The following is a 15567-nucleotide window of genomic DNA, read 5'->3' on the forward strand; positions in this document are numbered from 1 at the left end:
GCGGGCGGGCTCGGCCATGTGATCGGTGGCAGCATTTTGAGAACGCTGCTGGGCAAAGTCGGGGCGACGCTCGTGCTGGGAATGGTTTATCTGATGGGGCTGTTTCTCGTGACAGGAACGCATCCGCTGCAGGCGCTGCGCAGCATTCGTGCAGAATTTACCCGCTGGCAGCAGGAGCAGGAGGCACGCAGGCTGGCGGAGGAAAAACTGGCCGAGGAGGCCGCGAACACGATTCCCGGCACGCTCACCCCGGTGCCAGCTGATCTGCGGAAGAAAAAGAAGGGCGCCTCCGAACTGCGGGGCGACACGCCGGGGCCTATGGCCACGAATCTCGAACTGCCGCTGAAGTTTGACCCGCCAGCACCGAAGATCATCGACGCCTCCATCCCGCGTTCCCACGACGAGAACTCGGACAAGCCGAAGCTGGCGGAGGTCTGGGAGAAAAAACGGGCGCAGAAGATCGAGCAGGCCCCGCATGGCTCGCTGGGCAATCTCACGGTTCGCTTCAAGGACTACAAGCTCCCGCCGATGGACCTGCTGCGCTGGGCGGACGAAGGCAATCATGCGCCGACGGACAAATCAGAGCTGCTGGCGATCCAGGCCACCATCGTCAAGGCGCTGGCCAGCTTTGGCATCAGCGTGGAACCGGGCGACATCACCCGCGGTCCGGCGATCACCCGCTACGAGGTGCGTCCCGTCGATGGCTTGCGCGTCAGCCGCATCGCCAATCTCGACGCCGACATCGCCCGTGCGACTCGTGCGGAGCGCATCAACATCCTGGCACCCATTCCGGGCAAGGACACCGTCGGCATCGAACTGGCGAACAAGGACAAGATCGTCGTGCCGCTGCGAGAGCTGCTGGAGGACGACAACTTCGTCAACGGCAAGGCCAAGCTGCCGGTGGCGCTCGGCAAGGACGTGTATGGCAAAACCATCATCGGCGATCTGGCCGCCATGCCGCATCTGCTCGTCGCGGGTGCCACCGGTTCCGGGAAATCGGTGTGCATCAACAGCATCATCACCAGCCTGCTGTGCCGTTTCGCGCCGGACGAGCTGCGCTTCATCATGATCGACCCGAAGGTCGTGGAAATGCAGAACTACGAGGAACTGCCGCACCTGGCGCTTCCCGTGGTCACCGACCCGAAGAAGGCACTGCTCGCGTTGCGCTGGGTGGTGAAGGAGATGGAAAACCGTTATCAAATCTTCGCGCAGGAAGGCTGCCGCAACTTTGAGGCCTTCAACAATCGCAATCGCAAGCGCAAGGCCGAGGCGGATGCAGCCCGTGCGGCCCGAAATGCCGCTGCGGGCACCAATCCGCCCGTCAAGGCAGGCGTCGATGATGCGCGTGTCTCGGCAGAATTCGCCAAGGAAGCCGCTGCGGCCGATCCAGCGCCGAAAACCGCCGAAGTCGGCACCGTGGATGGTGATCCTGAGCTTCGCGACGCCAGCGGCACCTGGCTGGGCGACTCCCAACCGCCGCCCCCGCCGAAGCAGGAAGTGGTCATTCCCGACACGATGCCCTACATCGTGGTCATCGTCGATGAGCTGGCCGATTTGATGCAGACCGCTCCCGCCGACATCGAAGTGGCCATCGCACGCATCACCCAGATGGCACGTGCCGCAGGCATCCATCTCATCGTCGCCACCCAGACCCCGCGGGCGGACGTCATCACCGGCGTGATCAAGGCGAACATCCCCACCCGCATCGCCTTCCAGGTCTCCTCCGCGCTCGACAGCCGCGTCATTCTTGATCGCAAAGGCGCTGAAAACCTCGTCGGCAAGGGCGACATGCTCTACGTGCCGCCCGGTGGCGCCCAACCCGTGCGCAGCCAGGGAGCGTTGGTCACCGATGATGAGATCCATGCCCTCGTCGATCACTGCGTCACCCAGGGCAAGCCGGTCTTCGATGTGAAAGTCGATGAAGAGGGCAACGGTTTCGGCGATGAGGACGGTGAAGGTGAGGATGGCGTCAGCGCCGAGGAATTGGAGTGCCTGGAGAAGTGCCTGGAGGTCATCCGTCAGGAGAAAAAGGCCAGCACCAGCCTCCTGCAACGCCGCCTGCGCCTCGGCTACGGCCGCGCCGCCCGCATGATCGACATCCTCGAGGATCGCGGCATCATCGGCCCCGGCGAAGGCGCCAAGCCGCGTGAGATTCTCGTGCAGATGGATTGATGGCTGGCATGGGCAGCCTCTTTCTGCATGGTCTGCAACTCGGCTTGTCGCGAATGCCATCGGCCAAGCCAGCCGTTCTTGTTCCTGAGGCTAAAGGGCTGCGCGATACAGCTCAATGAAGTCCTCCACGCTGGGCTCGCGGGGGTTGAACTGGGCGGTCCACTGTTTGGCGGCCATTTCGGCCAGATCGCGGAGGTTTTCCTCCTTCACACCGTGTTCGGAGATCTTCTGCGGCATGCGGGCTTCCCAAAGGAGTTCGCTGACGCGGTCGGCAAGGTCGCCACCGAAGTAGCTTTCGTAAACGGCGGCAATTTCGGGCAGCTTGGAGTTGAATCGAATGATGTGGGGCAGCATGACGCCGACGGCCTCGCCATGCACCACGTTAAATTTCGCGGTGAGCGGGTTGGCACAGGAATGCGCGGCACCGAGCATGCTGTTTTCGATGGCGATGCCGGCATAGGCGGCTCCGAGGAGCATCATGCCGCGGGCTTCGACATCTTTCGGGTCGCGCAGGACGCGGCTGAAGCCGGAATGGCACAGGCGGAAGCCTTCACGCGAGTAGAGTGAGGAAAGGGCGTTGCGCTTCTTGGTGACGGCCGTTTCTAGCGCGTGCGAGAGCGCGTCCATGCCGGTGCAGACGGTGACACGCTGCGGCTGGGAAATGGTCAGTTCGGGATCGAGGATGGCGATCTTTGCCGCCGCCTTGGGATCACCACAGGCCATCTTTACATGCGTCTCCGCATCCGAAATGAGCGCATAGCTCTGGCATTCGCTGCCGGTGCCTGCGGTGGTGGGAATGGTGATGAGCGGCAGCATCGGCTTCGTGGCCTTGCCGGTGCCCCAGTAGTCGTGCATGCGACCGCCGTTGGTGAGGATGAAGTTGCAGCCCTTCGCGGTGTCCATGCTGCTGCCGCCTCCCAATCCGATGAGCAAATCCGCCCCGAACTCGCGAGCGGCTGCCACGCAGGCATCCACATCCTCGGTACTGGGATTCTCACGCACTTCACCGAAAACGCGGGCCTGAAGCCCGGCCTCGATGAGAAAGCTGACCGCACGGGTCACATAACCGGCCTTCACAATGCCAGGGTCGCTGACGATGAGCGCACGCTGGCCAAGATCCCGCGCCAGCTCACCCACACGGGCAAGCGTGCCATTGCCAAAGATGAGCCGCGTGCGCGGCTGATGGTCGAAGGGAGCAAGGGACATGGGTGAGCTACGGGACAGAATGACCACAGACTGGAAAGTCTCTGCTATGTGGCTCAGGCGCAGTCAATTGAGCGGCGCTTGTAGAGGAACTCGAACATGTTGCCCTCGTGCGGCTGGTCCCAACTGATCTTCATCGTGCTGATCGGCCCGATGTTGAGGCGGTCGATGTCGCCGCATTCGAGCAGGTCGTTGATGAAGTTCGCGTCCTGCGTGATGGCAGTCACGATGAGGGAGTAACCGATGCGTCCGAGCACCTCGGACTGCGGAACTTCCAGAACGCTGGCGTAAGGGCAGAGGAACTCGCGATTGGAGAGCGGGTGCTTGTTGTCGGAGCACCAGATGATCGTTGGGCGCAGGAAGATGCCGCCTTCGAATTCGACCTTGCGTGGACCGTCGCGGAACTGGGCGGTCACATCCTCGGCTCCGGGAGTCTTCAGGTCGTTGTCGATGGCGCTGTCGATGTAGTCGGCCATCTTCGGATTGGCGAAGCCGGAAAGGCGGGCGTTTTCGTCGTCGGAAGCCGTCGGCTTCACCGGCCCCAGACGCTCGGCGATGGCGGTGGCGATCTCCTTGCCATACTTCGGCACGATGACAGCGGAGGCATTGATGCAGGAGCGGCCGCCGTTGTCGCTGATGGAGCTGACGATGACGTCGATGTATTCCTTCCAGTTCTCGATCTTGTCCTCGCCGATGATGATCTTGCTCCAGCCCGGGCCATGGACCTGCACGGCGGGGTTGTTTTCGTACATTTTGGCGATGTTCACGTCGCCGAAGACGAGGTTGCGGCCACTGAGTTTGACGACTTCGCCGCTGCCTTCGTGGTCGGTGGGGTAGAAGCCGAAAGCTTCCGCAGGCGCACCGGCGGCGATGAAGGCCTGGATCAAACGATACGGCGTCCACGGCTCCTCACGGCCCGGTTTGATGACCACGGGGATCTTCAAGGCGATGGACGGCAGCCAGAGCGAGTTCACCGCAGGCGAATTGCTCGGCATCACAAGGCCAAGGGACTTCGTGGTGGGAAAGTAAGCAACCGGGCAGCCTGCCTGCGTGCCGAAGCCACGGTCAATGACCTCCATGTCGAGGCCGCGGGTGAGGCCGTTAAGGATCATCTTCATGTTCGTCATGGCGAAGTGAATCTTCGTCATGTTGCGCTTCACCATGATGTGCGGCAGGCCGCTGGTGCGGGAAAGCGTGGCGATGTATTCCTGCGGCGACTGCGTGTGGCCCTTGTCACCGAGCGGAAGGGTGCCATTCAGGAACAGATCACCCGCCTTGGCGGTGATGTCGATCAACTGCTGCACCGTGAATTTCTTCAGCGCCGCACGCGCCTCGGCGATCTTTGCCAGGTCCTTGCGCACGATGCCGGCATTCACCTGGCTTACTTCGGCGCAGACCTCGCCTGTTTTGTGGTCTTTGACCTGGGCCTTGTCGAGCGACTCATAAGGACGGCCTTTGCGAAGAGCGGGAAGATGCGGGATGGACATTGGGCGGTTGTTTTTGGAAGAGAGCGGGAGGTTTACGAGTGCGGAACTCGCGCGGCAACGAAAAAACTGGCGCGCACGGGCCGGTCTTTCACCCAGTTCGGCTCACACGTTTTGCACAGGACGCAAAGCGGGCGGGATCATCTCGATCAGGGCAGGGGAGAGGTTTGAATACGAGGGATAATCTGGGTGCGGCACGCCATGGCTGCCGACCGGACGATAGCGCCAGTGTTTGTACATCCACAGCCAGCACTCGGGATGCTCGCGGATGGCTTTTTCAAAGTGATCCCATACCCGCTGTGTGAGCTGCTGCGTGTCTTCATCGGCGCCGGGCTTGATGGCTTCGTAGATGTGAACCTCGTAGCGCCCATCATCAAGCGGCCGGCAAACGCCCGTCATGATCGAAAGGCCGAGCCGCTTGGCCAGCTCCACATGCAGGGTGGGCACGCTGGTCCACAGGCCGAAGCATTGAATCGCCGTCGCCGCCCGGCCTGGGACGATGTTCAAATCTGTCAGCAAACCCGCATGCCCCTGGCGTTTCAGCGCCTTCATGAGCTTCAACATCGCATTCTCCTGAGCGATGATGTCGTGGCCCGAATGTGAGCGGAGGCGCTTGAAGACATGCGTAAGAGCGGGGTTTTTGAAGTCCTGCGCCACGACGGTGAATTTGAAGCCACGAAAGCCCCAAACCATGCTCACGAGCTCGAAGTTGCCGAAATGCGGCGTCACCCACACACCACCGGTCTCGCGTGCCTGCTGTTCATCCTCAGCCTTGGGCAGATGGATGCTGAAAAACTGCTGCCATGAGTCCTTCGTGAGCCGCGAGGACCAGAACAGATCCAGGAACGTGCGGGCAAACACCTGGTATGACTTGCGGGCGATTCGCGCCCGTTCCGCAGGCGTGTAGCGATCTCCAAACGCACACTTCAAGTTCTCCAAAGCTGTCTTGCGGCCACGCTTGTCACCAAGATAAGCCGCTGAGCCGATGCCTCGCGAAAGCCAGAGAATGAAACTGCGCGGCAGCCTCGGCATGATCCACGCGGCAGATTCAATCAGGGCAGTCTCAAAGAAATATCGGAGCTTCTTCACGCGGCGTTTGGTGTTTGCGAAAATCGAGTTACGATGGCGCATGGCATCGCCCAACCTCAACAACATTCTCAAGCGGCTCCTCAAACAGCCGACGGCTCCGTTTCACGAATACCACGTGCGTGCGGAGATCGAGTCGTTGCTCAAAGATTGCCGCCACGTGAAGTTGAAGCGCGACAAGTTCGGCAACCTGCTTGCGACCTACAAGAACGGCAAATCCAAGAGCAAGCCCACCTGGGTGCTCGCCGCACACATGGACCATCCGGGATTCGTCAAACCCGCAGGCAGCACGAAGCGCGATGAGTGGGAACTGCTCGGTGGTGGTGGCATTCCGCAGGAATCCATCGATGCCGCGGTCAAGAAGGGCCTGCGCAAGGCCAAGGGTCAGATCGCCACGTGGAACTTCCCGGTGAACGTGACCAACAGCCGCATTGAGGCCACTGCTTGCGATGATTTGATCGGCTGCGCAGCCATCGTGATGACCTTTCTCGAACTGGCCCGCCTGAACATCCAGACCACGGTGCATGCGGCCTTCACCCGTGCGGAGGAGGTCGGCTGGCTTGGCGCCTGGCAGCTCGCGCAAAAGTGGCCCTTTGGCAAAGACAGCGTGTTTCTCTCGCTCGAAACCAGCCGTCCCGTGAACGGTGCCGTGATGGGCGGTGGCCCGGTGATTCGTGTGGGCGACCGTGTTTCGATCTTCGACAGTGAAGCTGTGGCCGTTTTGATGACGACCGCGAAGGAACAAGGCATCCGTGTGCAACGCTGTCTCCTCGACGCCGGTGCTTGCGAAGCCACGGCCGTTCAGGCTCTCGGTGTTCGCAGCGCAGGCATCTCCATTTCGCTCGGGAACTACCACAACCTCAGTGACACCCGTCAGATCGCCACGGAATACGTGATGATGGACGATCTGAAGGCCCTGATCGATCTCCTCAAGGCGCTCGTCGCCACCAAACACGACGGCATTGGCGAACGCACCATCCGCGAACGCGTGGAAATGCGCATGCAGGAGCACGAAGCGCACTTCAAGGCCGGGTCGAAGCTCTTCAAATAGAGTTCCTGGTTTCAGGTTCAAAGTTTCAAGTTCTCCAACGGCGGAACTTGAAACGTGAAACTTTAAACTTGGAACTTTCCGCCTCCTCGCCTTCTTCCGCGCCCTCTTATGTCCAGCGAGCAGCGCAAAGCCTTCCCTTTCTCCGAGTTTGAACCGAAGTGGCAGGGCGAGTGGGAGGCCTCCAAGGCCTACCGCACGCCCAACCCCGGTGATGCCGACTTCGATGCCTCAAAGCCGAAGTACTTCGTGCTCGACATGTTCCCCTATCCCAGCGGCAACGGCCTCCACGTCGGCCATCCGGAGGGCTACACCGCCACGGACATCATCGGCCGCTTCAAAAAGATGAACGGCTTCAACGTGCTGCACCCGATGGGCTGGGACGCCTTCGGCCTGCCTGCGGAGCAGTATGCGATCAAAACCGGCACGCATCCCCGCGTCACCACGGAGGCAAACGTCGCCAACTTCACCAAGCAGCTCAAATCGCTCGGCTTTGCCTACGACTGGGATCGCGAGGTGAACACCACCGACCCCGGCTACTTCAAATGGACGCAGTGGATCTTCCTGAAGCTCTACAACTCCTACGTCGGCGACGACGGCAAGGCGCATCCGATCAGTGAACTCGAAGCCCAGGGCCTCTCACGTGAGGAGATCGACCATCGCCGCCTCGCCTACGTCAGCGAAGCGCCGGTGAACTGGTGCCCGCAGCTCGGCACCGTGCTTGCGAATGAAGAAGTCGTGGACGGCAAAAGCGAAGTCGGCGGCTTCCCCGTCGAGCGTCGCCCCATGCGCCAGTGGATGCTGCGTATCACGTCGTATGCGCAACGCCTTATCGACGAACTCGACGGCCTCGACTGGCCGGAAAGCATCAAGCTGCTCCAGCGCAACTGGATTGGCCGCAGTGAAGGTGCGCATGTCCAATTTCAAATTTCAAATTTCAAATCTCAAATTCAGGTATTCACCACACGGCCCGACACGCTGTTTGGAGCCACTTACATGGTCCTCGCGCCCGAGCATCGCCTCGTGGACGAAATCACGAGCGAGGAGCAACTCGCCGCCGTCGAGGAGTATCGCGAAAAGACCGCGCGGAAGAGCGATCTGGAGCGCACCGAACTGGCGAAGGAGAAGTCCGGCGTCTTCACCGGCGCATACGCCATCAATCCGGTGAACAACGAGCGCATCCCTATCTGGATCGCCGACTATGTCCTCATGGGCTACGGCACCGGCGCCATCATGGCCGTGCCCGCGCATGACGAGCGTGACTTTGAGTTCGCGAAGAAGTTCGAGCTGCCGATCAAGCAGGTTGTGCAGCCGCCAGAAGGTCACGATTGGCAAGGTTTCACCGACAACGGCATCGCCGTGAACTCCGGCTTCCTCGATGGCCTGTCCACGCCGGAAGCGAAAAAGAAGATCACCGCCTGGCTCGAAGAAAAGGGCCTCGGCAAAGGCACCACCAACTTCAAGCTGCGCGACTGGCTCTTCAGCCGTCAGCGCTACTGGGGCGAACCGTTCCCGATCGTGTGGGAGAACGGCCAGCATCGCAGCCTTCCGGAAAGCGAGCTGCCGCTGATGCCGCCGACCTTGGAAGACTTCAAACCCACCGGCACGCCCGAGCCTCCGCTCTCCAAAGCCACGGACTGGGTCCAATACTCCGCGACTGCGAAGCGTGAACTCAATACGATGCCGCAGTGGGCGGGTTCGTGCTGGTATTACCTGCGGTATTGCGATGCGCGGAACTCAGAGAGGTTCGTTGGCGTCGAGGCGGAGCGGTATTGGATGACCGGTTCGGTTCACGGTTCTCAGTTCTCAGTTCCCGGTTCGTCCGCGAGCGGTAACAACAGAGAACAGGGAATCGAGAACCGAGAACTCCGCCCCGGCGGCGTCGATCTCTACGTCGGCGGCACCGAGCACGCCGTGCTGCACCTGCTTTACGCGCGTTTCTGGCACAAGGTGCTCTTTGATCTCGGCTACGTCAGCACGCCGGAGCCGTTCCAGCGTCTGGTGAACCAAGGGCTCATCCTCGGCGAGGACGGTCAGAAGATGTCGAAGTCCCGCGGCAACGTGGTGAATCCTGATGACGTCGTGCGCGAGTATGGCGCCGATGCGCTGCGCCTGTATGAGATGTTCATGGGCCCGCTGGAGCAGGTGAAGCCGTGGAGCATGAAGGGCGTCGAGGGCGTGTATCGCTTCCTCGCCCGCGTGTGGCGTCTCGTCATGGAGGTCGATGACGAAGGCGTGTGGAGCCTCTCCAAGGCGCTGCAAGACGTGCCTGCGAACAAGCAGCTCACCAAAGCGCTGCACGAGACCATCAAGAAGTGCGGCGAGGACATCGAGAAGCTCAGCTTCAACACCGCGATCAGCCAGATGATGGTCTGCACGAACGCCTTCACCGGCGCGGAAGTGAAGCCCGCGGGAGCCATCGTGACCTTCCTCAAGGTGCTGAGCCCCTTCGCGCCGCATCTCGCCGAAGAACTCAACGCGCAGATCCGCTCCCAATTCCCCGCCTTGGCCGCCAAACGCTTCCTCAGCGACGAAACCTGGCCCGCCTACGATCCCGCCGCCCTCATCGAGGACGAGGTGGAGGTCGTTTTTCAGGTGAACGGCAAGCTGCGCGACAAAGCCCGCGTGCCGATCCAGGCCACAAAGGAGGAGATCGAGCAGATCGCCCTCGCCAGCGCCCGCGTGCAGGAATTCATGGAGGGCAAGCCCGCCAAGAAAATCATCGTCGTGCCCGGCAAGCTGGTGAACGTGGTGGTTTAGGAGCGGCGACGATTCGTCGCCCTTCCAAATTCTTTTTGGCGACGACTCGTCGCCCCTCCATGGTGCTGAATGCGCATTGCCATCTTGCATTACTCCAAACCGCCCATCATCGGCGGCGTGGAGCGTGTGATCGGTGAGCAAGCTGCTGCATTGACTGCCATGGGCCACGAAGTGCGGATTTGGAGCGCCGACGAATCGTCGGCCTTCCGGGAAATGCTGGGCGACGAATCGTCGCCACTCCCCACGCCTTTCCTGCACCCGTTGCGGCCGATTGAAAAACACCGTCACATCCTGCCGCACTGGCATCAGGACGGCGTGTGGTGCTTCATCACCTGGCGGCTGGCCGATTCACTGCCGCAGGAGTTCATCCAAGGCTGGATGAACGAACGCGATGCCTGGCTGCGTGGTCATCCCAAGCCTTGGGAGCCCGACATCGAAGCCGAATACCATCAACGCTTCTCCGAGCGCTACCTCGACCTGCTCGATCAGGGGATCGGAAGCTGCCTTTTACGCCAAAAGGCCTGCGCGGATGCGGTGGAGAAGGCGTTGCAGTTTTTCGACGGCACCCGTTACACACTGAAGAGCTACGTCGTGATGCCCAACCATGTGCATGTCCTTGTCCGCCTGCATGACGGCTGGCCGCTGGAGCGTGTGGTGCAGAATTGGAAGGAGCGATCCGCCAAAGCGATCAACTTGATCTTGGGATCGACGGGAACGGTGTGGCAGAAAGGCTATTTCGACCGCCTGATTCGCAGTGCCTCGCATTGGGAGTTCGTCGATGGCTATATCCGCCACAACCCGGAGAAGGCTCATTTGAGGGATGGTTTTCGTCTTTGGAGTGCCGACGAATCGTCGGCCTACCGATTGGGAATGGCGACGAATCGTCGCCCCTCCATGGTGATCGTCCACAACGTCTTCACCATGCCTTTCGACCTCGCGTGGACCGAAGAAATCATCGCGCTGACGCACTCGCGTCGCGACATCCGCTGGATCAACTGGGTGCATGACGTGCGCTGGGCCGAAAAAGTGCCGCAGGCCCTCCACATCGCCGTTTCGGAGCATCGAAAGGCGGAATACACCAAACACATCTCCGAGCCGATCCACGTCATTCCGAACGGTTGCGATGCCAAAGCCGTTTTGGGCCTCACGGAGCTTGTTTCGGCCCTCCAGCTCGAAAAAGCCGGTCTGGTGCTCTTGCAGCCGACTCGCTTCGTGCGGCGCAAAAACATCGAGATGGGCCTGCAGGTGCTCGCGGAGCTTCCGGAGGCCATTTACCTCGTCACGGCCGCTCCCGACCCGCATCAAAAAGACGGCGTGAAATACTTCCGCGAGCTCAAACGCCTCGCCAAAGAGCTTGGTGTGGCCAAACGCGTGCATTTCCTCGGCGAAAAGGCCGTGTTGAGCGATGACGACGTACGCAGCCTCTACCAGATGGCGGATGCGCTGTTCTTCCCGAGCACCCAGGAAGGCTACGGACTGCCTTTGATCGAGGCGGCGTTGCATCAGATGCCGGTGTTTTGCTCGGACATCCCGGCGCATCGCGAAGTGGCGGCAGGTGCCACGTTTTTCAAGCTCACCGCCAGTCCGAAGGGCCTTGCGCGCAGAATCAAGGCCAACGCAGAGGTGAAAGCCCGTCAGGCTCGGCGACGATTGATGCTCCGGCTGAACTGGGAGAAGATCATCAGGGAGCAACTCGAACCGTTGCTTTCCCGTCGAAAGGCTCCATGAATGGACTTCGATGACCCCCTATTCGAAGAAGGAAGAAATTCAGGCGGTGCTGGAGGCCCGGCATCAAAATGTGTTCGCATTTCTCGGCCCGCACACGGTGGGGGGGGACAAGCAGGTGGTGCGCACCTTCCAGCCCTATGCGGACAAGGTGACCGTGATTTGTGGCGGCACCCGGTTTGAGGCCAAAAGACTGCACAACGATGGCTTCTTCGAGGTGGAGACACCCCGTGGCAGCTACACGCTGGAACTGGCGGATAATGCTGGAAACGCGCGCTGCATCTGGGACGCTTATTCCTTCGGACTGCTGTTGGGCGACCAGGACATGTACTATTTTCGCGAGGGCACTCACCAGCGACTTTGGGAAGTGCTGGGCGCCAGCCTGAAATCTGTGGACGGGGTGGCTGGATGCCAGTTCGCCGTCTGGGCGCCGAACGCGCAGCGCGTGTCGGTGATCGGAGACTGGAATCGCTGGGATGGCCGCGTGCACACGATGCGCAACCGGGTCGAGGCGGGCATTTGGGAGATATTCATCCCAGGCATCACTGAACTGACGCACTACAAGTTCGAACTGATCGACAAGCACGGTCACATGCGCGTGAAGAGTGATCCCATGGCGGTCTTCAGCCAGCACGGCACGCAAACCGCCAGCCTCACCTTTGACCTGGAGCGCTATCGCTGGACGGACGGCGAGTGGATGCAGACCCGCACGTCACGGGACGTGTATCGTAGCGCGATGAGCATCTATGAGGTGCATCTGGGCTCATGGAAGCGGAAATCCGAACAGGGGAACCGCTTGTTGTCTTATCGAGAGCTGGCTGACGATCTGGTGCCATACGTGAAGAACCTCGGTTTCACCCATGTCGAGATCATGGGCATTGCCGAGCATCCCTTCGACGGCTCATGGGGTTACCAGGTGACGGGCTACTTCGCGCCGACGAGCCGTTTTGGAAATCCTGACGAGTTTCGTGAACTGGTGGATCGCTTTCATCAGGCGGGCATCGGGGTGATCCTCGACTGGGTGCCGGGCCACTTTCCGAAGGATGACCATGGACTCGCCAAATTCGATGGCACCGCCTTGTATGAACACGAAGACCCCCGTCTGGGCGAGCACATGGACTGGGGCACGCTCATCTTCAATTACGGCCGCCATGAGGTGAAGAACTTCCTCATCTCAAATGCGCTCTACTGGCTGGACGAATTTCACATCGACGGCCTGCGAGTCGATGCGGTGGCGTCGATGTTGTATCTCGACTACTCCCGCAAAGCCGGGGAATGGGTGCCAAACCACCTCGGCGGTCGCGAGAACCTGGATGCGATCGCCTTCATGCGGGAGCTGAACAGCGTCTGCTACGCGAAGCATCCTGGCACCACCATCATCGCGGAAGAAAGCACAGCCTGGCCGGGCGTTTCACGTCCCGTGAGCACGGGCGGGCTTGGTTTTGGCTTCAAATGGAACATGGGCTGGATGAATGACAGCCTGCGCTACATGCACGAGGACCCGGTGCACCGGAAGTATCATCATGGCGAGGCCACGTTCTCCATGATCTACGCCTACGATGAGAATTTCATTCTGGTGCTGAGCCACGACGAGGTCGTGCATGGCAAAGGATCGCTCATCAACAAGATGCCCGGCGATCGCTGGCAGAAGTTCGCGAACCTGCGCATGTTCCTGGCGTGGATGTGGATGCATCCGGGCAAGAAACTGCTGTTCATGGGCGGCGAATTCGGCCAGTGGGACGAATGGAACCACGCCCGGAGCCTCGACTGGCACTTGTTCCTCGGCGAGGAGCACAGTGGCCTGCAGCGTCTCGTCAAAGACCTGAACCACTTCTACAGTTCACGGCCCGCGTTGCACGTGAAGGACCATGAGGCGGGAGGATTTGCGTGGCTGGATGCCAACGACGCTGACAACAGCATCTTCGCCTTCACCCGCAGCTCGCCAGACGGCGACAAGGTGTCTGTGGTTGTCAATGCGACGCCAGTGGTGCGCAAAAACTACCGGGTGGGCGTCTCGGACGGCGGCAGCTACCGCGAACTGTTGAACACCGATGCCGCCAGCTACGCTGGTTCCGGCGTCAGCGTGGGCGCCGGGTTCCAGGCACAGCAGGTGCCCTGGCAGGGCCAGCCCTGGAGCGTGGTGGTTGATCTGCCGCCACTGGCGACGCTGGTGATCGGACGGTGAAGGATTTCCAGCCGGGCGGCGTTCCTTCCGCCCCATGAAATTACTCACCCTCGCCACCACCCTCCTTGCTGCGGCAGCCCTGAGCGCCGCGGACGCGCCCAAGTCGGTCTATGATGTTCCGTTGAAGGACATCGACGGCAAAGACACCTCTCTGAAAGCCTATCAGGGCAAGGTGATGCTCATCGTCAACGTGGCCTCCCGTTGCGGGAACACGCCTCAATACACGCAGCTTGAGGCGCTGAACCAGGAGTTCAGCAAGCACGGCTTGGCCGTCCTCGGTTTCCCCTGCAACGACTATGGAAAGCAGGAGTCGGGAACCAATGAGGAGATCAAGACCTTCTGCTCCACAAAGTACAAGGTGACCTTCCCGATGTTCGACAAGGTCGTGTGCAAAGGTCCGGACAAGCATCCGCTCTACCAAGTGCTCAGCGGCCCGGAATCGCCGTTTCCAGGCGATGTGAAGTGGAACTTCGGCAAGTTCCTGGTCGGCAAGGATGGCAAGATCTTGAAGCGTTTCGAGCCGAAGACCAAGCCGGACGCCCCGGAGGTCGTGGATGCGATCAAGGAAGCACTCGCGACGAAGTAAGCGCCCTCCTGGCATCACTGGCAAAAAACAAAAGCTGCGACGGCTCACGCCATCGCAGCTTTTTCATGGCCGGGCGTGATTCCAAAGATCACGCCGAGGTGGTCGGCTTCTGCCCTGGGCCGGATGACGGGGGGCGGGTGCCATCTGGAACTGCCTTCTTGTCAGGAGCGGGGTTCACCTCGATGCGGATGCTGCTGCCAGGGCCATCCATCATGCGCAGCTTGTCACGGAATTGTTCCGGCAAGGCCTTGCGCTCTTCATCGGTGTTCACCGGCCAGCTTTGTTCAGGGGCATTGTTGGGCCGTGCGACAAAGGTCGTCTTCCCATCCTCACGTTTGAGCGTGTATTCGCCGGTGTCATCACGACGGGTGATGTTGGTGGCGGCGTGAGTCTCGCTGAAGTTGAACTGCTGGACATTGCCGTTGGCAGGATTCACCGGCTGCATGTTCACGCCGCCATTGACGCCCCCACGACGCGGCTGCTGGCCGGGCATGTTGAACATCGGCGGCTGCGGCATGGGCCCCTGGTTGTTCTGGCGGACCCAGTCCTGGATGCGTTGCTGATACTGCTGCATCTCCTTTTGAAAACGCTGCATCTGCTCGTTGAACTCGCGACTTTGCTCCTGGAAGCCGCGCAGGTTCCCGCCGAAACCGCCGCCGGGACGGTTGAAGTGAAAGGCCCCATCGGGGATGCCAGCAAAGGCGTTCTGCGGCTGCGCCACCGGCGTGAGTTTCTCTCCCAGCGTGACGGGCACCTGTGACTCCTTGCCGCCGGAGATGACGGTGAGATTGACGACGTCACCCTTGTGCTTGGAGCGCACCAGCACCATGAGCTGCTCCATGCTGACGAGTTGCTGATCCTCGAACTTCAACAGCAGGTCGTGCACCTTCAATCCGGCCTTCTCCGCAGGTGAGTCAGGCATGACTTCCTCCACCATCAGGCCAAAGCTGTCGGGCAGGGAAAACTGCGAGCGCAATTCCGGAGGCACCTCACGAGTGAGCACTCCAATGTAGGCCACCGGCTTCTGATCGGGTGCCTGAGCGCCACCGCGGCCAGGTTGATTCGGTTGATTGCGGTGGTTGCGGCCGGTCCGGGAGTCAAATCCACGGGTTTCGGACTTGGTCACACCGTTGGAATTCGCTGTGGCCGTGGCGGTGCCGCTGGCATGTCCATCGGCTGAGGAAGATTCGGACTTCTGGGTCTCGCGGACCTCGCTTTTCTTTTCGTCCACCTGCTGGGCCCACGTGGGAGACGCCGTGAGGCAGGCGAGCAGGAGGGAGTGTTTGAGTTTCATGGTTGGATGCAGTTCAGGTTGCTT

The 15567-nt window shown here is 60.8% G+C and carries 10 protein-coding genes; 6 read left to right on the top strand and 4 right to left on the bottom strand.

Features of this window, described 5'->3' with window-relative positions; translation table 11 throughout:
* A partial coding sequence (locus IAE77_RS19470) for a DNA translocase FtsK (protein ID WP_294230231.1) occupies positions 1-2172 on the top strand: 2172 nt, incomplete at its 5' end.
* 90 nt (positions 2173-2262) lie between these two features.
* Here IAE77_RS19470 and IAE77_RS19475 read toward each other — a convergent pair.
* From IAE77_RS19475 to IAE77_RS19485, 3 genes are all read right to left on the bottom strand, one after another.
* Positions 2263-3378 carry an iron-containing alcohol dehydrogenase gene (locus IAE77_RS19475; protein ID WP_294230233.1) on the bottom strand — a complete coding sequence of 372 codons (1116 nt, stop codon included), beginning with the start codon at positions 3376-3378 and terminating at the stop codon, positions 2263-2265.
* Between the two features lie 53 nt (positions 3379-3431).
* Complete coding sequence (locus IAE77_RS19480) at positions 3432-4862, bottom strand: aldehyde dehydrogenase family protein (RefSeq protein WP_294230238.1); 1431 nt, start codon at positions 4860-4862, stop codon at positions 3432-3434.
* A 102-nt stretch (positions 4863-4964) separates the two neighbouring features.
* Positions 4965-5990, bottom strand: a complete 1026-nt coding sequence (locus IAE77_RS19485) for a lysophospholipid acyltransferase family protein (RefSeq protein WP_294230241.1) — start codon at positions 5988-5990, stop codon at positions 4965-4967.
* Between IAE77_RS19485 and IAE77_RS19490 the strand changes: the two genes are divergently transcribed.
* The 5 genes from IAE77_RS19490 (at position 5989) to IAE77_RS19510 (ending at position 14249) form a co-directional block, all read left to right on the top strand.
* Positions 5989-6996, top strand: a complete 1008-nt coding sequence (locus tag IAE77_RS19490; RefSeq protein ID WP_294230244.1) for a M20/M25/M40 family metallo-hydrolase — start codon at positions 5989-5991, stop codon at positions 6994-6996. The genes IAE77_RS19485 and IAE77_RS19490 overlap by 2 nt on opposite strands.
* Before the next feature lie 108 nt (positions 6997-7104).
* On the top strand, positions 7105-9753 hold the full coding sequence (locus IAE77_RS19495; protein WP_294230246.1) for a class I tRNA ligase family protein: 2649 nt from the start codon (positions 7105-7107) through the stop codon (positions 9751-9753).
* A 69-nt stretch (positions 9754-9822) separates the two neighbouring features.
* The gene (locus IAE77_RS19500; protein WP_294230248.1) at positions 9823-11481 is read left to right on the top strand and encodes a glycosyltransferase; all 1659 of its coding nucleotides are present in this window, start codon (positions 9823-9825) and stop codon (positions 11479-11481) included.
* Between the two features lie 10 nt (positions 11482-11491).
* Positions 11492-13663: a 1,4-alpha-glucan branching protein GlgB gene (glgB, locus tag IAE77_RS19505; RefSeq protein WP_294230251.1), complete on the top strand. Its 2172-nt coding sequence runs from the start codon at positions 11492-11494 to the stop codon at positions 13661-13663.
* A gap of 34 nt (positions 13664-13697) precedes the next feature.
* Entirely contained in the window at positions 13698-14249 is a 552-nt protein-coding gene (locus IAE77_RS19510; protein ID WP_294230256.1) for a glutathione peroxidase, read from the top strand.
* A gap of 88 nt (positions 14250-14337) precedes the next feature.
* On the opposite strand, the gene IAE77_RS19515 is transcribed toward IAE77_RS19510, so the two are convergent.
* Positions 14338-15543 carry a PDZ domain-containing protein gene (locus IAE77_RS19515; protein ID WP_294230259.1) on the bottom strand — a complete coding sequence of 402 codons (1206 nt, stop codon included), beginning with the start codon at positions 15541-15543 and terminating at the stop codon, positions 14338-14340.
* Positions 15544-15567 lie beyond the last annotated feature (24 nt).

Origin of the sequence: Prosthecobacter sp., assembly GCF_014879935.1 — a bacterium.
GTDB lineage: Bacteria > Verrucomicrobiota > Verrucomicrobiia > Verrucomicrobiales > Verrucomicrobiaceae > Prosthecobacter.

What these genes read in the sequence shown, in the direction of transcription:
- IAE77_RS19500 (WP_294230248.1), top strand. Translation starts at nt 9,823, where the DNA reads ATGCGCATTGCCATCTTGCATTACTCCAAACCGCCCATCATCGGCGGC.
- IAE77_RS19480 (WP_294230238.1), bottom strand. Translation starts at nt 4,862, where the DNA reads ATGTCCATCCCGCATCTTCCCGCTCTTCGCAAAGGCCGTCCTTATGAG.
- IAE77_RS19515 (WP_294230259.1), bottom strand. Translation starts at nt 15,543, where the DNA reads ATGAAACTCAAACACTCCCTCCTGCTCGCCTGCCTCACGGCGTCTCCC.
- IAE77_RS19485 (WP_294230241.1), bottom strand. Translation starts at nt 5,990, where the DNA reads ATGCGCCATCGTAACTCGATTTTCGCAAACACCAAACGCCGCGTGAAG.
- IAE77_RS19510 (WP_294230256.1), top strand. Translation starts at nt 13,698, where the DNA reads ATGAAATTACTCACCCTCGCCACCACCCTCCTTGCTGCGGCAGCCCTG.
- glgB (WP_294230251.1), top strand. Translation starts at nt 11,492, where the DNA reads ATGACCCCCTATTCGAAGAAGGAAGAAATTCAGGCGGTGCTGGAGGCC.
- IAE77_RS19475 (WP_294230233.1), bottom strand. Translation starts at nt 3,378, where the DNA reads ATGTCCCTTGCTCCCTTCGACCATCAGCCGCGCACGCGGCTCATCTTT.
- IAE77_RS19495 (WP_294230246.1), top strand. Translation starts at nt 7,105, where the DNA reads ATGTCCAGCGAGCAGCGCAAAGCCTTCCCTTTCTCCGAGTTTGAACCG.
- IAE77_RS19490 (WP_294230244.1), top strand. Translation starts at nt 5,989, where the DNA reads ATGGCATCGCCCAACCTCAACAACATTCTCAAGCGGCTCCTCAAACAG.